Consider the following 22,004-nt stretch of genomic DNA (forward strand, 5'->3'; position numbering starts at 1 on the left):
TGGGTACGCCTGCGGGGGCAGAGCGCCGCGAACTCCGTGGTCGGCATCCTGCAGCACGAGAAGCTCGGAGAGCACGGGCGCATCGAGAGCGACCACCGGGACAGCGGGAGTATCAGAAGCCGCTGTAGTTCGGCGACTCGACGGTCATCTGCACGTCGTGCGGGTGGCTCTCCTTGAGCGACGCCGACGTGATGCGGATGAACTTGCCGTTGGCCTGCAGCTCCGGGACGGTCCGCGCACCGGTGTAGAACATGGTCTGGTGCAGGCCGCCGATGAGCTGGTGGGCCACGGTGGACAGCGGACCCTTGTAGGCCACCTGGCCCTCGATGCCCTCTGGCACGATCTTGTCGTCGCTCGTGACCTCGGCCTGGAAGTAGCGGTCCTTGGAGTAGGACTTCTTGCCACGCGAGGACATGGCGCCCATCGAGCCCATGCCGCGGTACGTCTTGAACTGCTTGCCGTTGACGAGCACCAGGTCGCCCGGCGTCTCCTCGCAGCCCGCGAACAGCGAGCCCAGCATCACGCTGTCGGCGCCGGCCACGATGGCCTTGCCGATCTCGCCCGAGTGCTTGAGACCGCCATCGGCGATGACGGGCACGCCGGCGGGCTTGCAGGCCAGCGACGCCTCGTAGACGGCGGTGATCTGCGGCACGCCGACGCCGGTCACGACGCGCGTGGTGCAGATCGAGCCCGGCCCGACGCCGACCTTCACGGCGTCGGCGCCCGCGTCGACGAACGCCTGGGCGCCCTGGCGGGTGGCGACGTTGCCGCCGATCACCTGGACGTCCCTGGTCGCCGGGTCGGACTTGAGGCGCTTGACCATGTCGATCAGCATGCGGACGTTGCCGTGCGCGGTGTCGGCGACGAGGACGTCCACGCCGGCCTCGATCAGGTCGGTCGCACGCTGCCACGCGTCACCGAAGTAGCCGATCGCCGCGCCGACCATCAGACGGCCCTGGCTGTCCTTCGACGAGTCGGGGAACTGCTCGGACTTCACGAAGTCCTTGACGGTGATCAGCCCGGTGATGCGGCCGTCGGGGTCGATCAGCGGGAGGCGCTCCAGCTTGTGCTTGCGCAGCAGCAGCGTCGCGTCGTCCCGCGAGATCGTCGACGGGCCGGTGATCAGCGGCTGCGGCGTCATGACCTCGTCCACCTTGGTGGTGGCCCACTCGGCGACCGGCGTGAAGCGCAGGTCGCGGTTGGTGACCATGCCGATGAGCTTGTTCTCGAGGTCGACCACCGGGAACCCGGAGATCCGGAACTGGCCCGCGAGGGTGTCTAGCTCCTCGAGCGTGGCGTCCGGACCGATCGTGACCGGATTCGTGATGATGCCGGTCTGCGTTCGCTTCACCAGGTCGACCTGGTAGGCCTGATCCTCGATGGAGAGGTTGCGGTGCAGCACACCGAGGCCACCCTGGCGAGCCATGGCGATGGCCATCGCCGACTCGGTGACCGTGTCCATCGCCGCGGACAGCAGCGGGATCTTGAGCGAGATCTCGCGCGTCAGGCGAGACGTCGTGTCGATGTCCGACGGCGCCAGGTCGGAGTAACCCGGCTGCAGCAGGACGTCGTCATAGGTGAGCCCGAGAAACCCGAACGGGTCGGCCGGCGAGGTCTGGTCCGTCATGCAGCAAGTCTACGACCCGAGCGGCCACAGATCCTGGCCAGGCGAACCGACCCGCCCGAGGCGTGCGTCACCTCGCCTTGATGACCGCTAGGACCTCGTGCAGGAGCCCGGTGAACGACCGGACGCGCTGCACCGTAGGCCCGAACGGCAGGTCCGTCGCCGCGGCGTCCGCCCGTAGCCCGACGAAGATCGGCAGCTCCGGATAGCTCTCGTTCACCGCGTGCACGACGTCGAGGTCGGGCTTGGTCTGCGTGGTGGCGAGCACGACCGCCGTCGGGCGGACCATGGTCACCAGCTCGACCGAGCGGTGGGTGCTCGCGGGGCCGGTGACGATCCGCGCCATCGAGCCCTGCGCGGCGAGCGCCGCGGCGAGCGCGTGCGCCGAGAGCGGCACCACCTCGTCGGGAGCGGCGAAGACCAGGACGATCTTGCGCATCCGGCTCGGGTGGTTGGCCGGCGGGCCACCCGCCTCGACCATGGCGCGTTCGAACTCCTCGGTGTAGTGACGCAGCGCCCGCAACGCGGCGGTCGCGAGCACCACCTCGGGCATCTCGCCCGGGCCGGCGAGGACCGTGCGCTCCGACAGCCGCAGCCAGGCCGGCTCCACCAGGTCGGTCCACCACGTGGCCGGGTCGCCCTCCGGGCCCAGCACGAGCAGGTTGTCGCAGGCGGTCCTGCTGTAGGCGAGTGCCGCGTCGACCAGCGCCGAGACCCTGCCCGACGTGGGCGCGGCGGCCGAAGCCGCCCGGGGCCCGCCAGCCACCGGGGCGTCGCCGCCGGTCGCGCCACCCGGCAGCGCCCGCAGGCGCGCCCGGCCGCGCGGCTCTTCCGCCTGCTCGTCGCCCGACGCCGGACCCGCGGGACCCGTCGGACCGGTCTCGCCGGCCCCCGCGTCCGTGTCCGCCGTCTCGTCACCGGGCGCCGTCTGCGCCTCGACCGTGCCAAGGAAGGTCTCCGCGAACTCTGGCTCCGCGGACTCCGGGTCGCCCTCGACCTGCACGGTCGGCAGCGCCGGCGCGGTCTTGGTGGCCACCTCGAGCTCGGCCTCGCCTGCCTCGACCGCGGCCCGCGCGGCATCCACCGGCGCGACGCCCTCGAGCGTGAGCCGGCGCATCACGAGGAGCCGGGCGACGTCGTCCGGTGTGTAGCGGCGGTGCGACCCGGCCGTACGACCCGAGGGCCCGAGCCCGTACCGGCGGTCCCACGTACGCAGGGTCGCCGGCGCAACCCCGAGGCGTCTGGCAACTGCGGCGACGGCCAGTCCGGGGCTGGATGTACGTGACCCGCCCGAGCTCTGGGCAGGCCGCGAAGAAGTCATGGACTCGATTCTGCCGACCTGGACCTCTCCGCGCCACTGCGAAACCCGGCGTGCCGCCGATCTCGGTCGAATTTAGTCCAGACCGGAACAAACCCGGTCAGCCCTGGCGCGGTTCCGGCTGACCCGATTCTGCCCACGCGTGGAGAAACTGCCCCTTGAACAACTTCTGCACAACTTGTAGGTTGTTCGGCATGACGGAGATCTCGAGGCTTCCCGGTCCGGTAATGGAATTGTGGGAATGGCAGTACCAGGGTTCGTGCCGCGACGCGGACGACACTCTGTTCTTCCACCCCGAGGGCGAGCGCGGGTCGACGCGCCGCAGGCGCGCCGAGGCCGCCAAGGCGATCTGCCGCTCCTGCCCCGTGATGATGCAGTGCCGCGAGCAGTCGCTCCGCGTGCGCGAGCCGTACGGCGTGTGGGGCGGGCTCAGCGAGGACGAGCGCTCGGCCATCCTCGCCGGCAAGTCCGTCTCCGCCTGAACCACTTTCTTCGCGCGAAGCCGGTCGTCCTGCCCCGCCCGCGGCAGCGCCGCTGCGGCCAGCCTGCCGGGACGACCAGCTTTGCCGGGCACGGCGAGAGCCCCGCACCGTCCGGTGCGGGGCTCTCGTCTTCTACCTGGCGTGGGCTGGAGTCAGCTCACGACCACGGCGAGGATGTCGCGGGCCGAGAGCACCAGGTACTCCTCACCCGCGTACTTGACCTCGGTGCCGCCGTACTTGGAGTAGATCACCTTGTCACCGACAACGACGTCCAGCGGCACACGGTTGCCGTTGTCGTCGATGCGGCCCTGACCAACGGCCAGAACCTCGCCCTCCTGGGGCTTCTCCTTGGCGGTGTCCGGGATGACCAGGCCGGAAGCGGTCGTGGTCTCGGCTTCGAGAGCCTTGACGACGATCCGGTCCTCGAGCGGCTTGATGGGGACCGACACGTCGGACCTCCTCTTTCGTGAGCGGATCGAGAGATCAGCTGCGTGATGGACGTAAGTGGCTCGAACGTTCGACCGTCCGCCGTCGTCGCGGGTGCCGGCGGGCACGAACGTCTGGGTTCTCCCCCGCGGGCCCGTGAACGGGAGCCCGCAGCGGTGAACACCCCCAAATCTAGGTCGGCGCTAGCACTCGGTCAAGGCGAGTGCCAATCGGGTGGACCTGCTCACACCTCAGAGGGCCGACGCGCCGTCGCCACACCGAAAACTCGCCATCCCGACGAAAAGGTTGTGTCGGGTCGCTCGTCACCACCAGGCCAAACGTGGAAAGATCTTCCCATGGATGCGGCGATTCTGAGCAAATTGCTCAGCCCTGACGGCTGGGCCCTGCTTGGTGCCCTTCCCCCCTATGACGAGCGGCACGCGATGAAGACCGTGACGACGCTGCGCGCCAAGGGTGTAGCACCGGACCTCGCGGCCGCCGTGGTGACCCAGTCGAGGCTGCGTGCCAAGGCGCGGGCCAAGTTCGGCGACTTCGCGGACGGCATGCTCTTCACCGCGGACGGGCTGGAGCAGGCCACCCGGCTCCTCGTCGCCGCTCTGCACGCCCGGCGCTACCTCGACGCCGGCGTCACGATGCTCGCGGACCTCACCTGCGGCATCGGGGCCGACTCGCTCGCCTTCGCCGGAACCGGCCTCCGGGTCGTCGCGACCGACCTGGACGAGTGCACCGCCGCCATCGCGCAGTGGAACCTGCGCCACTTCCCCGAGGCGGACGTGCGGCATGCCGACGGGCTCTCCCTCGACCTGCGTGCCGAGGGCGTCGAGGGCGTCTACGCCGACCCGGCGCGGCGCGTGGGTGGTGGTTCGGGCGGGCGGAGCCGCCGGGTCTTCGACCCGCGCGCCTACGAGCCCCCGCTCGACTCCGTCTGGTCGCTGCGCGAGACGGTGGCCGCCGTCGGTATCAAGGTCGGCCCGGGCATCCCGCACGACGGCCTGCCCGACGACGCCGAGACCCAGTGGGTCTCCGTCAACGGCGACGTGGTCGAGGCCGGGATCTGGTTCGGGCCGCTCGCGCTCGACGGCCCCGGCCGCTCGGCGCTCGTGCTGCGCACGTTCACGGACGACGACGGGAAGGACCACACGCTCAGCCGCACGGTGCGGGGCTCCGACGTCGTGCCGGACGTCGGGGACGTCGGCCAGTATCTCTACGAACCCGACGGGGCGGTCATCCGCGCGGGCCTCGTCGGCCAGGCTGCCGCCGAGCTGGGCGGGCGTCTCGTCGACCCGACCATCGCGTACGTCACCACCGACAGCCCTGCCGAGCTACCCCCCGCGCGCCCCACCGAATCGGCCGGGGCACCGGCCCCCATCGCTACCGGCTACCGGGTGCTCGACACGATGCCGTTCGGCCTGAAGCGACTCAAGTCCTACCTGCGGACGCGGAACGTCGGACGGATCACGATCAAGAAGCGGGGCACCGCGGTAGTGCCTGAACAACTTCGCAAGCAGCTCGTGCTCACCGGGACCGAGGAGGCGACGATCGTGCTCACACGCGTAGCAGGCGACCAACGGATACTGCTCGTCGAACCACTGGGAACCATATGAGCTCGCCGGCCCGGCTCGGCTTCGGGGAGTCCCCCCGCTCCACTGTGGGCCTCGAGTGGGAGATCGGGCTGGTCGACTCCGACAGCGCCGACCTCTCCCAGGCCGGTCCAGCCGTGCTCGACGCCCTCGCGCGCGACGTCGGCGAGCCTCGGCCCACCTCGGCGGGCTACGCCCCGCACGTGACCGGCGAGTTCATGAAGAACACCATCGAGCTGGTCAGCGGCGTCTGCGGCACCGTCGCCGACGCGGGGACGGACCTGACCCGCATCCTCGAGCGCGTCCGGACGGTGACCGACCGGCTGGGCCTGGACATCATGGGCGGCGGGACGCACCCGTTCGCCCGGGCCGCGGACCAGCAGGTCGGCGACAAGGAGCGCTACAGGCGCATCATGGAGCGCACGGGGATCTGGGGCGCGCAGCTGATCATCTGGGGGCTGCACGTCCACGTCGGCATCGAGCACCGCGACAAGGCGCTCCCGCTGATGCGGGCGATGCTCACCTATTTCCCGCACCTGCAGGCGCTGTCCGCCGGTTCGCCGTACTGGGCGGGCGAGCCCACCGGATACGCGTCCAACCGGTCGCTGCTGTTCCAGCAGATCCCCAGCTCGGGGCTGCCGGTCCCGTTCGAGACCTGGCAGGAGCTCGAGGCGTACGCCGGCGACATGGTGCACGTCGGGGCGGTCGAGGCGTTCAACGAGCTCCACTGGGACGTGCGACCGTCACCGACGTTCGGCACGCTGGAGGTGCGGGTCTGCGACGGCCCGACCAACCTTTCGGAGGCCCTCACGCTGGCAGCGCTGGTGCACTGCCTGGTGGAGCACCTGTCCACGCAGCTGGACCAGGGCCGCGCCCTGCCGGTCCTGCCGCCCTGGTTCGTCCAGGAGAACAAGTTCCGCTCGGCGCGCTACGGTCTCGACGCCACGGTGATCCTCGACGCCGACGGCAACCAGGGACCGCTGGTCGACGCCATCGGCAAGCTGCTGGTCGAGCTGGAGCCCGTCGCGCACCGGCTCGGCTGCGTCGCGGAGCTGGCCGGCGTGCGGGACATCGTCCGTTCCGGGGCCTCCTACCGGCGCCAGCAGGCGGTCGCCGCCGCGCACGGCGGCGACCTGGTGCCGGTCGTGCGCTCGATGGTCGAGGAGATGCGGGCGGGCCGCCCGCTGCCCGTCTGAGGCGGCCCCGGTGGTCGAGTCAGACGACCTGTGCGACCTCGTCGAACCCGAGGCGCGGCGCACGGGGGCGGCTGGTGTCGGCGCCCTCTGCCACGCTGACGTTCACGACGAGGAGACCCTTCCAGCCGTTGTCGGCGAAGAACTCCGCGTCGATGCCGTCGTAGATCCCGTGCATCGGCCCGGCGGCCAGGCCGGCCGCGCGCAGGCCCACGATCAGGTAGCCGGCCTGCAGCAGGGCGTTCGTGCGTGCGGCGTCGGCCCGTGCCTCGTCGTCGGCCGCGAACATCTCGCGTGCGCCCGGCAGGTGCGGGATCAGGACGTCGAGGCGCTCGTGGAACTCGGGGTCGTAGGCGAGCACGAGGGTGACCGGCGCGTTCGCCACGCGCTCCTGGTTGCCCTCGGGCATGTTCGCGACCAGGCGCTGCCGCGCCTCCGGCGTGCGGACGACCAGCATGCGCAGCGGGCTGACGTTCATCGAGGTGGGACCCCACTTGATGAGGTCGTAGACGGCGGCGAGCTGCTCGTCGGTCACGTCGGGCTCTGCGTACGTCATCACGGTGCGCGCCGTCCGGAAGAGCCGGTCGGCGGTCACGTCGTCGATGGCGAGGCCTGTCGCCTCAAGCGTCTCAGTCATGCCCGCGTCAACACGGTTGCCCCTGGCGATAGTTCCGAATTCAACTATGAGCCACGACACACGGCCGGACGGCACACCACTGCGCGGCCGCGACCAATTAGGCTGGAGCACATGGCAGAACCCCTGGTCCTCGGCATCGAGACCTCCTGCGACGAGACCGGTGTCGCTCTGGTCCGCGGTAACGAGCTGCTGGTCGACGCGGTCGCCAGCTCGATGGAAGAGCACGCCCGCTACGGCGGCATCATTCCCGAGGTCGCCAGCCGGGCCCACCTCGAGGCGATGATCCCGACCATCCAGAAGGCGATCGGCGAGGCCGACGTCGACCTGTCCGAGGTCGACGCGGTGGCCGTCACCGCTGGTCCCGGCCTCGTTGGCCCGCTCACCATCGGGGCGTCCGCCGCGAAGGCCCTGTCGATCGGCCTGAACAAGCCGCTGTACGGCGTGAACCACGTGATCGGCCATGCGTGCGTGGACCAGCTCGTGGACGGCCCCCTGCCGGAACGTGCGATGGCGCTCGTGGTGAGCGGTGGCCACAGCTCCCTCCTGATGGTGGACGACATCGCCACCGACGTCACGGAGCTCGGCTCCACGCTGGACGACGCCGCCGGCGAGGCCTTCGACAAGGTCGGCCGCCTGCTCGGGCTCCCCTACCCCGGCGGACCGCACATCGACCGGCTCGCGCGCGAGGGCGACCCGACGGCGATCCGCTTCCCGCGCGGCCTCACCGCCGCGAAGGACCAGGCCAAGCATGCGTACGACTTCTCGTTCTCCGGCCTCAAGACGGCGGTCGCCCGCTGGGTCGAGGCCCGGACCGACGCCGGGCAGCCCATCCCGGTGCACGACGTCGCCGCGTCGTTCGCCGAGGCGGTCGCCGACGTGCTCACCGCGAAGACGATCGCCGCGTGCCACAAGCACGACGTCGACACGCTGGTGGTCGGCGGCGGGTTCTCGGCCAACAGCCAGCTGCGCGAGATGGCGGCCAAGCGGTGCGCCGAGGCCGGGATCGACCTGCGCATCCCGCCGATCCGGTACTGCACCGACAACGGCGCGATGATCGCTGCGCTGGGCTCCGCCGTCGTGCGCGCCGGGGTCGCCCCCAGCAACCTGGACATCCCGGTGGACTCGTCGATGCCGCTGACCACCATCACGGTCTGACGACGTTCCCGCGGAGCGGCCCCTGGGCTCTACGCTGCCTCCCGTGCCTGTCAGAACGCTGGAGAAGCTCGAGCCGGCCCCCGTCATCGAAACAGCCCGCCGCCTGCGCGACCGGGTCGGCGCCCGGTTCCCCGGCCGCGGCATCCAGCGGGTGGCGCAGGAGCTCGCGTCCCTGACGGAGCAGGTGGCGGACACCTCGGCGGACACGCGGCGGCGCAGCCGTCTCGTCCGGGCCGGGTCAAGGGGCCTGATCGCCGTCGTGGTGCTGGTCGCGCTGGTGGCGTTCGGGTTCGCCGTCGAGGCGGCGTTCACCGAGGCACCGGACAACGGGCTGGACTGGCTCCCGCTCATCGAGAGCGCCGTCAACGACCTGGTCTTCGTCGCGATAGCGGTCGTGGTGCTGCACTCCGTACCCGAGCGCGTCCAGCGCACCGATCTGCTGGCCAAGCTCCACCGCCTGCGGTCGCTGGCCCACATCATCGACATGCACCAGCTCACCAAGGAGCCGGAGAGCCTGCGGGACGCGTTCGAGGACGCCGACGGCGACCTGACGCCCGAGCAGGTCGAGTACTACCTGGAGTACTGCACCGAGCTGCTGTCGCTCGTGGCCAAGGCAGCGGCGCTGTGCGCGGAGGAGTCGCAGGATGACGTCGTGCTGAACACCGTGTCGACCATCGAGACGCTCACCATGGGCATGTCCCGCAAGGTCTGGCAGAAGATCACCGTGCTCAGCGAGCAGCGCACCACGCCCTGAGACCCCGGGCACGGCCGCCGGTCGGGCTCACGCCCCGGTCGCGACCTCGCGAGCCGGGTCGTTCGACCACTGCGACCACGAGCCCGGGTACAGGGCGGCGTCCACACCCGCCACGGCGAGCGCGGCCACCTCGTGCGACGCCGTGACTCCCGAACCGCAGTACACGCCGGTCGAGCGGACCTGTCCCGAGCCGGTCGAACCGGTCGGCACCCCCAGCTCACCGAAGCGCCGCCTCAGGTCAGCGGTCGACAGGAACCGACCGTCCGCGCCCAGGTTCTCGGTGGTCGGCGCGCTCGCCGCCCCGGGGATGTGCCCGGCCTGCGGGTCGACGGGCTCCACCTCGCCGCGGTAGCGCTCGGCGGCCCGCGCGTCGAGGAGCACCCCGTCGCCGTCGGCCAGGGCGGCCGCCTCGTCGGCGTCGAGCACGGGCATACCGCCCGGCTGCGCGACGACGTCGCCCGGCTCGGGCGTCACGTCACCCGGTTCGAGGACGAGCCCTTCGGCGGACCAGGCGGCGAGGCCGCCGTCGAGGATGCGCACGGCCCGCACACCGAAGTACCGCAGCAGCCACCAGGCACGGGCCGCTGAGGTGCCGCCGACGGAGTCGTAGACCACGACGTGCGAGTCCGCCGAGACGCCCCAACGGCGTGCGGCCTGCTGGAACGCCGACGTCGACGGCAGCGGGTGTCGCCCGGCGGCCGGCGACGCGTGCGCGGCGAGCTCGGTCTCGAGGTCCACGTACACCGCGCCCGGGACATGGCCGGCGCGGTACTGGTCGCGACCGTCGGTCATGCCGAGCGCCCAGCGGACGTCGAGCACGACGGGGCGCCCCTCGACCGGGTCGGCTCCCCCACCGACCTGCAGGTCCGCCGCCAGCGTCGTCGCGTCGACCAGTACTCGTTCCCTCATCGTGTGGCACCTCTCATCGTTGGCTGCTGACCCGGTTCCAGGCGGCGTTGCGCCCGGTGCCGTCGACGTTCACGACGCCCTCTGCACGCAGCGTGTCCAGCGCGTTCCTGATCGTCGCGTCGCTCACTCCCGGAAGTGCGGCCCTGATGTCCGCCATCTTGAACGACGCCGGAGCGTGGTCCCGAACATACAGCTGGACGCGTTCCTTCTTGCTCCCGGCTGCACGCGCCGTCTCCGTTGCACGCTGGAACTCGTCGTATGTGCCGCGCACGACGTGCACGAAATACCGGAGCCAGGGCCACGGATCATGGCCACCGTCATGCCACGCCGTTGTCGATCCCTGGAGTGCGTCGTAGTACCTGTCGGACGTCGCGGCGATCGACGACTCCAGCGACACGTACCGCGTCACCTCGTAACCGCTGTCCTCCAGCAGTGCGTTCGTGAGCGCGCGCGTGATCCGGCCGTTGCCATCGAGGAACGGATGGATGGTCAGCAGGTCCAGCGCGAAAAGTCCCACGAGGAGGACAGACCAATGAGATCATCAAGATCTACGAACGAACGCATAAAACCTCCTAGACAACCTGGTAAACATACTAATCTGAGTGCCAGATTAGTATGTTTATCAGGTTGGAGTAGGACGTTTCGGCAACGCTACGCCGCGTCCCCCGCCTCGTCGTCGGGCGTGTCCGGGGTGTCTACCGGAGCGTCCGCCACGGCGACCGCCGCGGCGGACAGGTCGAGGCGCATCGTGAACGCGTCCATGTCCTCCGGCTGGTAGTAGCGCTTGCGCACGCCGAGGACCTCGAACCCGAACTGCCGGTACATCTCGATCGCCGCGGCATTGTCGACCCGCACCTCCAGCAGCACCGCCCCTGCCTTGACCTTGCGCGACCGCTCGACCAGCGCGGTCATGAGCTGCCTGCCGACGCCGTGCCGCTGGGCGGCCGGGTCGACGCCGATGGTCATCACCTGCGTGACGTCGCCGTCGAACCACAGGCCCGCATACCCGACGACGGGCTGCTCACCCGCACGGTCGAGTCGCTCCGGCTCCGCGACGACGTACCAGCGGCCGAGCCCCGCGAGCTCGTCGGCGAGCATCCCGTAGGTCCAGGCGCCGCGGCCGAACAACTGGCGCTCCAGCTCCAGGACGCGGTCGAAGTCCGAGCTGCGCAGCGGACGGAGCCGCACCTCGGTGATCATGCGACGCCCCCGGAGGTCGAGGAGGTCGAGGCCCGCGCCGGTTCGTGCACGTCCGGGCGCCGCAGGTACAGGGGCTCGGAGGGCTGCTCCTCGCCGGCGTCGCGGCGCACGAGCGCCAACCGGGCCAGCACCGTCGCGTCGGGCACGAGCGGTGCGTCGTCGGCGACGGGCAGGAACTCCGGGTAGAGCATCGCCCCCTCGCCGACCACGACGGGAAGCTGCCCGTCCTCGGTCTCCGGCAGGGCGAGCTGCGCCTGTGCGACGAACCCGGCCCGGTCGACGTCGGGCCCCGCGATCCGCTCGGCGACCGGGAAACCGTGCGGGCCCTCGAGCGCGACCACGCGGTAGCGCGCCCAGTAGACCTCCTTGCGGCGCGCGTCGGAGGTCGCGAGGATCTCCGTGCCCGGCCGCAGCCCGAGGTCGCTGACGGCCTGCACGGCCAGGGCATCGAGGCTGGGCACCCCCAGCACGGGGATGCCGAGCGTGAGCGCGAGCGTGCGCGCGGTGACCAGGCCGACGCGCAGGCCGGTGAACGGGGCAGGCCCCGTACCGGCGACGACGGCGGTCAGGTCGCCGGGCGCGATCCCCGCCTCGGCGAGGACCTCCTCGATCAGAGGCGCGAGCGACTCGGCGTGCCGCCGGCGCTCGTCGGAGGTGCGGGACGCGAGGCGCGCACCGTCATCGGAGACGAGCGAGACGGCGACGGCTGCTGAGGTATCGAGAGCAAGAACGGCCACACGACCAGGGTATTACGCCGGCCGCCGACCGCCGTCGGGTCAGCGGCAGATCCTTGCGCGGCCGCGCCTCAGCTCAGCAGCCCGCCGAGGTCGACACCGGCCCAGCGCTGACCGACGGCGCGGATCGTCGCCTTGCGGGTCCCCGCCTCCGGGTCCTCCTCCGCGGCCACGCCGGGGTCGAACGACGGCGCGCCGCGCGGGCGCTCCAGGTCGATCTCCAGCCGGTCGTCAGCGAGCGCCTCGGCCAGGCCGCGTCCCCACTCCACGACCGTCACGGAGTCCTCGAGGGACGAGTCGAGGTCGAGCGCGTCGAGCTCGCTCAGCCCGCCGAGCCGGTAGGCGTCGACGTGCACCAGGCCGGGGCCGTGCGTCCCGTCGGCGCGTGGCAGCGCCGGGTGCTCGCGCGCCACGATGAACGTGGGCGAGGCGACCTGGCCGCGTACGTCGAGCGCCGAGCCGATCCCCTGGGTCAGGGTCGTCTTTCCGGCGCCGAGGTCGCCCGTGAGGATGACCAGGTCCCCGGCGCGCAGCTCCTCGGCGAGAGCGGCGCCCAGTGCGCGCGTCGTCTCGGCGTCGGGCAGCTCGAGCGTCACTCCCTCCGACATCGCGATGTCGCCCTGTCCTCCTGCTGCCCCGCTCACGCGGTCTCCCTTCCTGCCGTGCCCACGTACACGCGCGGCACGCGTGCCGCGAGGCGGGTCACGATCTCGTAGCTGATGGTGCCTGCGGCCTGTGCCCAGTCCTCCGCGTTGGGTGCGCCGGCGTGGGCCAGCCCGTCCGACGCCCCGAACAGCGTGACCACGTCACCGGCCTGCTCCGGAGCGTACGGGCCGAGGTCGAGCATCACCTGGTCCATGCACACCCGGCCGGCTATGCGCAGCACGCGGGCGGCACCGAGGCCTGCGCCGGGTGCCGCGACGTCGTCGATGCCGCCGCCCACCAGGACGGGGCCGCCGGGGCCGAGCGAGCCGCCCGACGCGTGTCGCGGGATCCCGTCCCCGTACCCGAGCGGGATCACGCCGAGCACGGTGTCCTGCGTCGTCGTGTAGAAGTGGCCGTACGAGACGCCGCGGCCAGCCGGCACCCGTTTGACGGTGGCGAGCCGTGCTTCGAGCGTCATCGCGGGGCGCAGCCCGTAGTCGCCGGGGGCGCCCAGGTGCGGGACCGGTGAGAGCCCGTAGACGGCGATCCCCGGGCGCACCAGGTCGTAGTGGGCGGCCGGGTTGGTGAGGGTCGCCGCGGAGTTGGCGATGTGCCGCACCTCGAGGGGCAGTCCTGCCGCCTCGACGGTGCGGATCGCTTCCTCGAAGGCGTGGGTCTGCATCTTCACGGACGGGTCGTCGGGCTCGTCGGCGAGGGCGAAGTGCGACATGAGCCCGACGACGGCGAGAGCCCCGTCCGACTGCAGCGCCGCGGCCCGGTCGAGGACCGCCGGCAGGTCCTCCGGGGTGATCCCGTTGCGGCCCAGGCCGGTGTCGACCTTGAGGTGCACGCGGGCGGCCCGGCCGGCCGCGCGGGCGCCGTCGGCCACCTCGTCCAGGGCCCACGGGGCGGCGACCGCGATGTCGACGTCCTCCCGGACCAGCTCGGCGAACGGTGCGCCGGGCGCGTAGAGCCAGGTCAGGACGCGAGGTTCGGGCCCGACGGCGGCGCGGACGGCCAGCGCCTCGGTGCCGTGCGCCGTGCCGAGCCAGGTGGCACCGCCCGCGAGCGCCGCCCGGGCCGCGGGTGCCAGCCCGTGCCCGTACGCGTCGGCCTTGACGACGGCCATGACCTGCGCGTTCGCGGCGGTCGCCCGCAGGGCGCGCACGTTGTCGCGGATCGCGTCCAGGTCGACGACCGCGCGGGCGGGATAGGCGGTGGTGCTCATCGCACCGATTCTTGCACCTGTCCGATCCCGGTGGACGTGTCAGACGCTCAGGTCACCGGAGTGATCTGCGGGTCTGAGCCGTGCGGGGGTACCTGGCCGGGCCATTCGCTCAGGTCTCTCCGTGACTCGAAGCGGCGCGGCCGCCCGGACAGCGGGTCGGTGAGCTCCAGGGACCGGGACAGGAGCTGCAGCGGGCGGTCGAAGTCGTCGGGGTCGCTGTCGCGGAGCTCCGGCCAGAACGGGTCGTGCAGGATCGGCAGCCCGAGCGCCGCCATGTGCAGCCTGAGCTGGTGGGTCTTGCCGGTGTGGGGTTCCAGCCGGTAGAGGCCCAGGCCGCGCGCTTCGTCGGCCGCCGCGAGGGTGATCAGCGACTCGGCGTTCGGCTCGCCGGGGACCTCCTCGGCGCGGGTGACGCCGCGCCGCTTCACGATGCGGCTGCGGAGCGTGACGGGCGCTCCCTTGGCAACCCGGGCGGCATCGGGCACAGCGTCGTCCGACGGCACGAGCGGCGCCACCGCCTCGTAGACCTTGCGCACCGCGCGGCGCGCGAAGGCCTCCTGGTACGGGCCGCGCACCTCCGGCCGCACGGTGAGGACGAGCACACCGGCCGTACCGCGGTCGAGCCGGTGCGCCGGGGAGAGCTCGGGCAGGTCGAGGGCGATCCGGAGGCGGACCAGGGCGGTCTGCCGAACCCAGCGCCCGCGGGGCATCGTCGCGAGGAAGTGCGGCTTGTCCACGACCAGCAGGTTCTCGTCGCGGTGGAGCACCTCTGGCTCGAACGGGATCGCGTCCTCGTGGGTGGGCGGGTCGCGGTAGAGGTAGAGGAACCCGCGCGGCTCGTACGGCGTCGTCGGAGTGAGGGGCTCGCCGTGGCCCGTGACGATCTCGCCGAGGGCGAGCTTCTCGAGCAGGCGTGCCTCGTCGTCGCGGAAGCGGTCCAGGAGGTAGTCGAGCGCGTACGGGAACCGGGCGATCACGTCGGGGTCGTGCGGGAGCACGAGCCGGGTCGGGTTGAGCCCGTCCCGCACGGGCAGTGGCGGTCGGTGCTTGGCGGGGCCGGGCGTACGCACGTCGTCAACCTAACCCGACGGGCGCGCTGCCGGACCACGGGAGGGTTCCACTGGCCGGGTCAGGGGTGGAGGATGGGCGGGTGACCCTCTACGACATTCCCTTCCACACGATGGACGGCACCGAGATCTCGCTGGCCGAGCACAAGGACGACGTCGTGCTCGTGGTGAACGTGGCCTCGCGGTGCGGCCTGGCACCGCAGTACGAGACCCTGGAGAAGCTGCAGAAGAAGTACCAGGACCGGGGCTTCACGGTGCTGGGCTTTCCCAGCAACCAGTTCCTGCAGGAGCTGGGCTCGAACGAGAAGATCGCCGAGTTCTGCTCCATGACGTACGGCGTGACGTTCCCCGTGCTCGACAAGATCAGGCTGAACGGCCGGCACGCTCACCCGCTCTACGAAGAGCTCAAGAAGACGGAGGACGCGGGAGGCCACTCGGGCAAGATCCGCTGGAACTTCGAGAAGTTCCTGGTTCTGCCCGGCGGTGACGTGCGCAGGTACTCACCGAAGACCTTGCCGGACGACCCGGCGATCGTCGGCGAGATCGAGGCGCACCTCCCGCGCTGAGGTGCGGCCGCCTGAGGTGCGACCGCCTGGGGAGCGGCCGGCACCTCAGCCGTCGCCGGCCGCGAGCGTGAGCCGCATCGCGACCGGCACCACGTCCGAGGCGTCCCCGAGCCAGCCGACCCAGACCCTGGTCAGGCCCAGCTCCCTGCCGGGATCGGGCTCCTCGGCGACGAGCTTGTGCTTGCCCACGAGCGGCAGGGCCGTGTACTCGCTGACGGTCAGGATGTCGATGACCAGCACGTCCACCCGGTCGAGGCCGAACGCGAGCCAGTCCTGACTCACTCGCAGCGAGAGCGTGTCGAGGGTGGAGAGACGGGACATCACTGCACTGAATGCTGTATCTGTCATGCAGCCTTGACGCTCGAACCGCACAGAGGTCACAGCACTTCGCGGAAATGTTGCGCACCAGTTTTCGCCCGTCCGGGTCCAGGCGTGACATATCGCAGTGGTGGTGCCCGCCGCAGGTGTCGGCCCTACGCTGGACGGCATGGACCAGCAACGATTTCGGCAGGCCACGCCCGAGGACGCGCAGAGGCTCCTCGACGTCGAGCGCGCCGCCGGAGTCGCGGCCCTCGGCCATATCTTCCCGCCGGGCATGTACCCGTTCCCGTCCGACGAGGTCCGGGCCAAGTGGGAGGCCGCGCTCACGGAGCCGGGCGTCCGGGTGCTCGTGCTGGACGACGAGGACGGCGACACCTCGCGCCTCGCCTGCTTCGTCGCCCACGACGAGCGGCTGCTGCGGCATCTGGCCGTGCACCCGTCCCGGTGGGGAGCCGGCCTCGCACGCGCGGCGATGGACGCGGCCGTCGCCGAGATGGACGACCCGCGGCTGTGGTGCCTCTCCGACAACGACCAGGCCATCGGCTTCTACGAGCACCTGGGCTGGCGCCGCACGGGTCGCACCCAGGCGTCGGACTACCCGCCGTTCCCGGACGTGGTCGAGATGGCCCTCCCCCGGGACTGAGCCCGAGGCGAGACCACGGGGCTCAGGCCTGCCTACGGAGCCTTGGCTACAGGTCGACCAGGCCCGCCCGGTACCCGAGCACCACGGCCTGGGTCCGGTCTCTGGCCTGCAGCTTCGCGAGGACGGACGCCACGTGGGTGCGCACCGTCTCGACCCCGACCACGAGCGCCGTCGCGATCTCCGCGTTGGTCATCCCCTGCGCCACCAGGCCCAGCACCTCCCGCTCGCGCGGCGTCAGCGCGGGCGCCCCGGTCGTCGCGCGCGGACGCGACCGGATCAGGTCGCGCAGCGCCTCCGGGTACAGCAGGCTCTGCCCGACGGCGACCGTCCGGACCGCCTGCACCATCTCGTCGGCTCCCGCCCGCTTGAGGAGGAACCCGGATGCCCCGACCGTCAGCGCGTCGAGGACATAGCCGTCGTGCTCGAACGTCGTCACCACGAGCACGCGCGGCGGGTCCGGCAGGCGCAGCACGAGCTCGGTCGCGCGCAGGCCGTCCACACCGGGCATCCGCACGTCCATGCAGACGACGTCCGGCCGCAGCGAGCGCGCCAGCTCGACCGCCTGGGCGCCGTCGCCGGCCTCGCCGACGACCTGCAGGTCGGGCTCGGCGTCCAGGATGAGGCGCAGGCCGCTGCGGACGAGCGGCTCGTCGTCGGCGACGAGCACCCGGACCGGGGTGTCAGGCATCTGGGTCCTTCCGGTTGGTCGTGCGGTCGGTCGCGCGGTCGGTCGCGCCATGGACGCGGTCGCCGGTTCGCTCGGCTGTCCGCAGGGGCGCGCAGGGCAGCGTCGCACGAAGTATCCAGCTGTCGCCGTCGCGACCCGCCTCAGCGGTCCCGCCGAAGAGTGCCACCCGTTCCCGGATGCCGGACAGCCCGCGTCCTCCGGACGGACGCCGGCCGGGGCGGGACCCGGCGCGCACCGGGTTCACGACCTCGATCCGCACCCCGTCGTCGTCGTGACCCACGGTGAGCCCGACCGGCCCGGGGGCGCCGTGCCGGTGGGCGTTGGTGAGCGCCTCGGTGACGATACGCTGCACGGTCCGGCCGAGGAGAGCCGGCAGGCCCTCCGGTAGGTCGATGCGGGCAGCCAGGTCCAGGCCGGCGCGGCGGTGGGCGGAGACGACGTCGCCGAGGGCGGGTGCCAGGGCCACGGGCGCCTCGTCGTCGGCGTCGTCCCGGAGGACCGCCAGGAGCTGGTCGAGCTCCGTGAGGGCGGACCGCGCCGTGTCCTCGATGGCGGCGAGGGCTTCGGCGGCCGCCTCCGGGTTGGCCGCGACGACCCTCCTGCCGGCCGCCGCCTGCACGCTGACGACGGTGAGCGCGTGGCCGATCCCGTCGTGCAGCTCGCGCGCGAGGCGAGTGTGCTCCGCCTCTCGGCGGGCTCGGGCGAGGGCGGTCTCCATCCGGTCGTGCGGCGTCGGCCCGAGCACCCGGCCGGCGAGGGCCGACGCGGCTGCCCCGAGCGGCCAGGTCGCCACGAGGGCCAGCAGGGCGAAGGCGGCGCACGCGATCAGCCGCAGGGCGAGCGACACCGGGCCGTCCGGCAGCGGTAGCCCGGTGTAGAACGAGTCGCCGGACCGCAGCGATTCGCCGGCGAGCGCCTCGACGCCGATGAGCACCGCCATCGGGATGCCCGCGAACAGGCCGGCCGCCACGAGCAGGCCCGAGGCAAGGTGCCCCGCTACCCATACGGCCGTCCGGATCCGGTGTGCCGGCCGCGGGTCGGCCGGCACCACGAGCTCGTCGTCCACGTCGAGCAGCGCACGGGCCGCCGTGACCTCCAGCTCCCGCGCGCCCGGCACCAGCCCGAGGCCGATGGCGGCCGCGAAGGTCGCGACCGCCAACGCCCAGCTGGGCACCATTCCCGCCGAGATGTTCAGCAGGCTGTAGACGAGCAGTACCAGGGCCAGCCCGATCGCCGCGCCCAGCATGTGCCAGGCGAACCGCCGGGCGAGGTACCGCATCAGATACCGCTTCGTCGCCTGCATGCCGTCATCCTCTCCGGTCATAGGGTTCGCCTGCCAGGTCACACGGCCGGTCACACGGCCGGTCACACGGCCGGTCACACGGCCGGGAGCCGGTTCAGCGACCGCTCGTCGGCGCCGAGTGCGGCCGCTCGCTCGGTCTGGCGGCGGTGGGCGACGTAGCCCCAGACGGCGAGCGCCAGGGCGGGACCCCAGTACCAGCAGGGGAAGGCGATGGCGCCGAGGATCTGGTCGCCGACGCTCTGCCCGCGACCCAGGAGGAACATGGGGATGACTGAGAAGATGAGGGTCACGGCGATCAGTCCGCCGGGCACGGCGGCAGCCGTGATCGGCACGCGGCGTCCAGCCAGGCCAGGCATCCACCGGGGGAACACCTCGCCCCACGGCCGGATCAGGCCGAGGGTGAGGAAGACGCCGAGCCAGGCACCGCTGGACAGCGCCAGCCCCCAGATCCGCGTGGACATGTCCATGTCGAATCCGAGCTGGGGCCACGGCGTGAGCCACGTGAGCCGGATCAGCGCGTAGGGGAGGGGCCCGGTGGCGGCCACGATCGTGATGGCGCGGCGGTGCCTGACCACCCAGGCGGTGGCGCGGTCCATGGCCGACATACCGGACAGGGCCTGCGCGCCGACCGTGGCCCACAGCGTGCCGAGCGTCAGGATGAGCAGCGTGACGAGAATGGCCGCGCCCTGGCTCGCGAAGCCTGCGACGAGCCCGGTGATGGTGCCGGTGATGGCGTCGCGTCCCACGATGACGCCGACCACGATGGCCACCAGGCCGGGAATCCCGACCGTCCAGCGGGCCACCCGGTACCGCCGCACCACCTGGACGAGCATGACCACCACGGCGACCGGCATGAGCAGCGCGACGAGGTAGCCCATCGTGGAGAGCGGGCCGGTGCCCTGCAGCAGCACCCCGAACACGATGAGCTGCAGCACGCCGGCGCAGACGCGGCCGCGTGCGCCCAGGGCGCCAGCGAGGCCGGCGATCCCGGCCGCGACGCCGGCCAGCGCGGCGACGACGTGGACCGTGGTGGCGACGTCCGTCCCGGCGAGCCCTGCCAGGAGCGCCGCGACGGGCTCGGCGTACGGGTTGGGCCAGAGGCCGAGCATCCAGGCGAGGCCGAGCAGCGCGACTGCGCCGCTCGCGATGGTGGCGCCGAGGAGAGTGGCGCGAGCGATGCGTTCCATGACGGTTCCTTCCGGTCGGTCGTTCGGTATGCCCTCACACTCCCGCCCGGCGGGTGCTCGCCCCCTCCCCCGGCCGGGGGATATCGGCTGGTGACCGGGGGATCCGCGGAGATAGTTTCCTGTTCATGACGTTCGACGAGGCGATTGCCGAGGGGCTGGCCGTCCCCACCGACGGCTGGGACTTCTCCTGGTTCGCGGGCCGCGCCACCGAGGAGCGCCCCGGCTGGGGTTACGTGCGGCTCTGCGGAGAGCGGCTGGGCCAGGTCGACGCGGCGCTCGACGTCGACACCGGCGGAGGCGAGGTGCTCGCGGAGGCGCTCGGGCTGGCGGAGCGTGTGCCCGCCACGGTGCGGGCCACGGAGGGCTGGGCACCCAACTATGAGCTCGCCTCGGCCGCGCTCGCGCCGTTCGGCGGAGTGGTGACCCTGGTCGACGGCTCGACCGCCCGGCTCCCGTTCGCCGACCGCACGTTCGGCCTGGTCACGAGCCGCCACCCGGTCGCCTTCCCGTATGCCGAGGCAGCACGGGTGCTGGCGCCGGGCGGCACGCTGCTGGTACAGGAGGTCGGGGCGGGCTCCAACCGGGCCCTCTTCGAGTTCCTGATGGGCCCGCAGGCGAACCGCGACGCCGACTACCTGGACGAGGTCCGCACGCAGGTCGCCGCCGTCGGGCTCGACGTCGTGCGGCTCCGGGACGCGCTGACGCGGGTCGAGTTCTTCGACCTGGCAGCGGTGGTGCACTTCCTGCGCAAGGTCCTGTGGACAGTGCCCGACTTCTCGGTCGAGAAGTACGGCGACCGGCTGCGGGCGCTGGGGAACCACATCACGGAGCACGGCTCGTTCGTCTGCCACAGCCGCCGCACGCTGGTCGAGGCCCGGAAGGTCTGAGCAGCGGGAGTCCGTCTCAGGGCGTCTCGGCCGGCTTGCCGTTCACGTCCTCGCGGGCCGACGGCAGGTCGGCGCGCTGTGCCGTCAGGTCACGCGGCGTCAGGGTGAAGCCCTGCCAGTGCATCTCCATGGGGCTCTGGTCCTCGTCGCGGGCCACGTGGTGAAACCCCACGGCGACCCACGTGACGACGTCGGAGAGCTCCTCCTCGTCCTGTGCGAAGTCGAGGACGCCCGAACCGCAGGTGCCCTCCTTGTTCGCGGTGGCGAACAGCTGGCAGTCGTCCGCCTCGGTGAACGCGACGGTGTAGCCCGCCTGGTCGCCGCCGTCGTGGTGGTGGTCCTTCGTGAGCTCGAACGGCGTAGTCGCGCCGATCTCCACCTGGTAGGAGATCTCGTGCCCGTCCGCGTTGAGCACGTCGGGGTTCACCACGCGCCACCAGCGCCGGTCGGCCGCCTCCGCGGTGCTCTCCCGTGGGATCCGGGTGAGGCCGCCCTCGACGAGCGGTGACCGGGGGCCCCACTCACCGGTCGGTGCGGCGTCGTACTGCTCCACGACCTGGCCCCCCTGCCCACCGAGCGCCCAGTGCACCCGCCACACGGCGTTGTGCGAGTGGCTGGTGGCGTAGTCCGTGTCGCCTGGCCCGACCGGCCAGCCGTGGGCCGGGTCGTCCCCGTAGTCCTCGGGCGACAGGTCGCCGGTCGCGCCGAGGTCGGACCGGATGCTGCCGTCGCTGCCGAACGTGTACTGGCTGACGTACTCGTACCAGCCGACCTTCGAGATGGTCGCGAGCCGGAGCTCTGTGCGCCGCGCCACCTCGGTCCCGTCGCCGTCGCTGCTGCGGTAGGCGATCCCGCCGTCGACCACCTCCTGGCAGAGGACCGGGCGCCGCTCTCCGCCGCCGCCCGACGTACCGTCACCGATCGCCGGCACGTACGTCTCGATCCGCTCGCCCAGGCACTCGGTCTCGGTGAGGGACATCATCTGCTGGCCGCCGAAGCCCTGGGTCGTGATGTCCTCGGTGTTGCGCAGGCCGGTGTCGTAGGGCACCTCGAGCTGCCCGATGGACAGCTCGGCCAGCACCTGCACCGGGTCGTGCCCGGCAGGGGCGAAGTGCACGTCTCCGAGCACCAGCCCACGGTCGGGGTCGACCCGCCAGCACATGGTCCACGTGGAACCGCTGAGGAGCTCCTGCGTGATCGGCTCGTTCTCCGGGCACGTCAGGTCCACGGTGCCCGACGCCGTCGTCTCTTCTCCCCGTGGGACCGGTGCGGCGGGTATCGCGTGCTCCACCACCAGGATCGCGGCCACGACGAGTGCGACGATGGCCGCCGCCGCCACGATCGCCGGTATCACTCCACGTCTCGGCGACAGCTCGGGCACGGCTCCCCCTTCGATCTCGAACGCACTGCCCGGTACGGGCCCTTCCGTACAGCAC

Annotated in this window: 24 protein-coding genes; 8 read left to right on the plus strand and 16 right to left on the minus strand. The window is 71.9% G+C overall.

What is annotated here, in order from left to right:
* Positions 1 to 112: 112 nt before the first annotated feature.
* Positions 113 to 1,627 carry an IMP dehydrogenase gene (gene guaB / locus AB0F40_RS20510; protein WP_357471773.1) on the minus strand — a complete coding sequence of 505 codons (1,515 nt, stop codon included), beginning with the start codon at positions 1,625 to 1,627 and terminating at the stop codon, positions 113 to 115.
* Positions 1,628 to 1,694: 67 nt separating this feature from the next.
* Positions 1,695 to 2,945, minus strand: a complete 1,251-nt coding sequence (locus tag AB0F40_RS20515; protein ID WP_357471777.1) for a MerR family transcriptional regulator — start codon at positions 2,943 to 2,945, stop codon at positions 1,695 to 1,697.
* Positions 2,946 to 3,136: 191 nt separating this feature from the next.
* On the opposite strand from AB0F40_RS20515, the gene AB0F40_RS20520 reads away from it, so the two are divergent.
* Positions 3,137 to 3,424 carry a WhiB family transcriptional regulator gene (locus AB0F40_RS20520; protein ID WP_274993201.1) on the plus strand — a complete coding sequence of 96 codons (288 nt, stop codon included), beginning with the start codon at positions 3,137 to 3,139 and terminating at the stop codon, positions 3,422 to 3,424.
* A gap of 152 nt (positions 3,425 to 3,576) precedes the next feature.
* On the opposite strand, the gene groES is transcribed toward AB0F40_RS20520, so the two are convergent.
* Positions 3,577 to 3,873: a co-chaperone GroES gene (gene groES, locus AB0F40_RS20525; protein ID WP_357471780.1), complete on the minus strand. Its 297-nt coding sequence runs from the start codon at positions 3,871 to 3,873 to the stop codon at positions 3,577 to 3,579.
* A gap of 333 nt (positions 3,874 to 4,206) precedes the next feature.
* On the opposite strand from groES, the gene AB0F40_RS20530 reads away from it, so the two are divergent.
* Both AB0F40_RS20530 and AB0F40_RS20535 read left to right on the plus strand, forming a co-directional pair.
* Positions 4,207 to 5,475, plus strand: a complete 1,269-nt coding sequence (locus AB0F40_RS20530) for an SAM-dependent methyltransferase (RefSeq protein WP_357471783.1) — start codon at positions 4,207 to 4,209, stop codon at positions 5,473 to 5,475.
* Complete coding sequence (locus AB0F40_RS20535) at positions 5,472 to 6,647, plus strand: glutamate--cysteine ligase (RefSeq protein WP_357471786.1); 1,176 nt, start codon at positions 5,472 to 5,474, stop codon at positions 6,645 to 6,647. Before AB0F40_RS20530 ends, AB0F40_RS20535 begins: the two co-directional genes overlap by 4 nt.
* Positions 6,648 to 6,666: 19 nt before the next feature.
* Here the strand turns inward: AB0F40_RS20535 and AB0F40_RS20540 are convergent, their stop codons facing one another.
* A complete protein-coding gene (locus AB0F40_RS20540) occupies positions 6,667 to 7,281 on the minus strand; it encodes a malonic semialdehyde reductase (RefSeq protein WP_357471788.1) in 615 nt (204 codons plus the stop codon).
* 111 nt (positions 7,282 to 7,392) lie between these two features.
* On the opposite strand from AB0F40_RS20540, the gene tsaD reads away from it, so the two are divergent.
* Positions 7,393 to 8,436 (plus strand): tRNA (adenosine(37)-N6)-threonylcarbamoyltransferase complex transferase subunit TsaD, encoded by a 1,044-nt coding sequence (tsaD, locus tag AB0F40_RS20545; protein ID WP_357471791.1) that lies wholly within the window; start codon positions 7,393 to 7,395, stop codon positions 8,434 to 8,436.
* A gap of 43 nt (positions 8,437 to 8,479) precedes the next feature.
* Positions 8,480 to 9,190 carry a hypothetical protein gene (locus AB0F40_RS20550; protein WP_357471794.1) on the plus strand — a complete coding sequence of 237 codons (711 nt, stop codon included), beginning with the start codon at positions 8,480 to 8,482 and terminating at the stop codon, positions 9,188 to 9,190.
* Positions 9,191 to 9,217: 27 nt separating this feature from the next.
* Here the strand turns inward: AB0F40_RS20550 and AB0F40_RS20555 are convergent, their stop codons facing one another.
* The 7 genes from AB0F40_RS20555 to AB0F40_RS20585 all read right to left on the minus strand — a co-directional run bounded on the left by AB0F40_RS20555 (position 9,218) and on the right by AB0F40_RS20585 (position 14,976).
* Positions 9,218 to 10,099 carry a sulfurtransferase gene (locus AB0F40_RS20555; protein WP_357471797.1) on the minus strand — a complete coding sequence of 294 codons (882 nt, stop codon included), beginning with the start codon at positions 10,097 to 10,099 and terminating at the stop codon, positions 9,218 to 9,220.
* A gap of 13 nt (positions 10,100 to 10,112) precedes the next feature.
* Positions 10,113 to 10,616 (minus strand): Fic family protein, encoded by a 504-nt coding sequence (locus AB0F40_RS20560; RefSeq protein WP_357471799.1) that lies wholly within the window; start codon positions 10,614 to 10,616, stop codon positions 10,113 to 10,115.
* 134 nt (positions 10,617 to 10,750) lie between these two features.
* Entirely contained in the window at positions 10,751 to 11,299 is a 549-nt protein-coding gene (rimI, locus tag AB0F40_RS20565) for a ribosomal protein S18-alanine N-acetyltransferase (RefSeq protein ID WP_357471802.1), read from the minus strand.
* The gene (gene tsaB, locus AB0F40_RS20570; RefSeq protein WP_357471805.1) at positions 11,296 to 12,036 is read right to left on the minus strand and encodes a tRNA (adenosine(37)-N6)-threonylcarbamoyltransferase complex dimerization subunit type 1 TsaB; all 741 of its coding nucleotides are present in this window, start codon (positions 12,034 to 12,036) and stop codon (positions 11,296 to 11,298) included. The genes rimI and tsaB overlap by 4 nt, the downstream gene beginning before the upstream one ends.
* A 68-nt stretch (positions 12,037 to 12,104) precedes the next feature.
* Positions 12,105 to 12,641 (minus strand): tRNA (adenosine(37)-N6)-threonylcarbamoyltransferase complex ATPase subunit type 1 TsaE, encoded by a 537-nt coding sequence (gene tsaE, locus AB0F40_RS20575; RefSeq protein ID WP_357471878.1) that lies wholly within the window; start codon positions 12,639 to 12,641, stop codon positions 12,105 to 12,107.
* Positions 12,642 to 12,673: 32 nt separating this feature from the next.
* Complete coding sequence (gene alr / locus AB0F40_RS20580) at positions 12,674 to 13,906, minus strand: alanine racemase (protein WP_357471808.1); 1,233 nt, start codon at positions 13,904 to 13,906, stop codon at positions 12,674 to 12,676.
* A gap of 47 nt (positions 13,907 to 13,953) precedes the next feature.
* Positions 13,954 to 14,976 (minus strand): pseudouridine synthase, encoded by a 1,023-nt coding sequence (locus AB0F40_RS20585; RefSeq protein ID WP_357471810.1) that lies wholly within the window; start codon positions 14,974 to 14,976, stop codon positions 13,954 to 13,956.
* An 80-nt stretch (positions 14,977 to 15,056) separates the two neighbouring features.
* Between AB0F40_RS20585 and AB0F40_RS20590 the strand changes: the two genes are divergently transcribed.
* A complete protein-coding gene (locus AB0F40_RS20590) occupies positions 15,057 to 15,539 on the plus strand; it encodes a glutathione peroxidase (protein WP_357471812.1) in 483 nt (160 codons plus the stop codon).
* Positions 15,540 to 15,584: 45 nt separating this feature from the next.
* Here AB0F40_RS20590 and AB0F40_RS20595 read toward each other — a convergent pair whose 3' ends face one another.
* Positions 15,585 to 15,860 carry a hypothetical protein gene (locus tag AB0F40_RS20595; protein WP_357471815.1) on the minus strand — a complete coding sequence of 92 codons (276 nt, stop codon included), beginning with the start codon at positions 15,858 to 15,860 and terminating at the stop codon, positions 15,585 to 15,587.
* A 166-nt stretch (positions 15,861 to 16,026) separates the two neighbouring features.
* Here AB0F40_RS20595 and AB0F40_RS20600 point away from each other — a divergent pair, with 166 nt between their 5' ends.
* Entirely contained in the window at positions 16,027 to 16,503 is a 477-nt protein-coding gene (locus AB0F40_RS20600; protein WP_357471818.1) for a GNAT family N-acetyltransferase, read from the plus strand.
* Between the two features lie 46 nt (positions 16,504 to 16,549).
* Here AB0F40_RS20600 and AB0F40_RS20605 read toward each other — a convergent pair whose 3' ends face one another.
* The 3 genes from AB0F40_RS20605 to AB0F40_RS20615 all read right to left on the minus strand — a co-directional run bounded on the left by AB0F40_RS20605 (position 16,550) and on the right by AB0F40_RS20615 (position 19,681).
* Entirely contained in the window at positions 16,550 to 17,191 is a 642-nt protein-coding gene (locus tag AB0F40_RS20605; RefSeq protein ID WP_357471821.1) for a response regulator transcription factor, read from the minus strand.
* Positions 17,184 to 18,494: a histidine kinase gene (locus AB0F40_RS20610; protein WP_357471824.1), complete on the minus strand. Its 1,311-nt coding sequence runs from the start codon at positions 18,492 to 18,494 to the stop codon at positions 17,184 to 17,186. The genes AB0F40_RS20605 and AB0F40_RS20610 overlap by 8 nt, the downstream gene beginning before the upstream one ends.
* A 74-nt stretch (positions 18,495 to 18,568) precedes the next feature.
* Complete coding sequence (locus tag AB0F40_RS20615; RefSeq protein WP_357471827.1) at positions 18,569 to 19,681, minus strand: hypothetical protein; 1,113 nt, start codon at positions 19,679 to 19,681, stop codon at positions 18,569 to 18,571.
* Between the two features lie 125 nt (positions 19,682 to 19,806).
* Between AB0F40_RS20615 and AB0F40_RS20620 the strand changes: the two genes are divergently transcribed.
* Positions 19,807 to 20,568 carry a methyltransferase domain-containing protein gene (locus AB0F40_RS20620; protein ID WP_357471830.1) on the plus strand — a complete coding sequence of 254 codons (762 nt, stop codon included), beginning with the start codon at positions 19,807 to 19,809 and terminating at the stop codon, positions 20,566 to 20,568.
* 16 nt (positions 20,569 to 20,584) lie between these two features.
* On the opposite strand, the gene AB0F40_RS20625 is transcribed toward AB0F40_RS20620, so the two are convergent.
* The gene (locus AB0F40_RS20625) at positions 20,585 to 21,949 is read right to left on the minus strand and encodes a copper amine oxidase (protein ID WP_357471832.1); all 1,365 of its coding nucleotides are present in this window, start codon (positions 21,947 to 21,949) and stop codon (positions 20,585 to 20,587) included.
* Positions 21,950 to 22,004: the final 55 nt, after the last annotated feature.

This window comes from Promicromonospora sp. NPDC023987 (assembly GCF_040639055.1).
GTDB lineage: Bacteria > Actinomycetota > Actinomycetes > Actinomycetales > Cellulomonadaceae > Promicromonospora.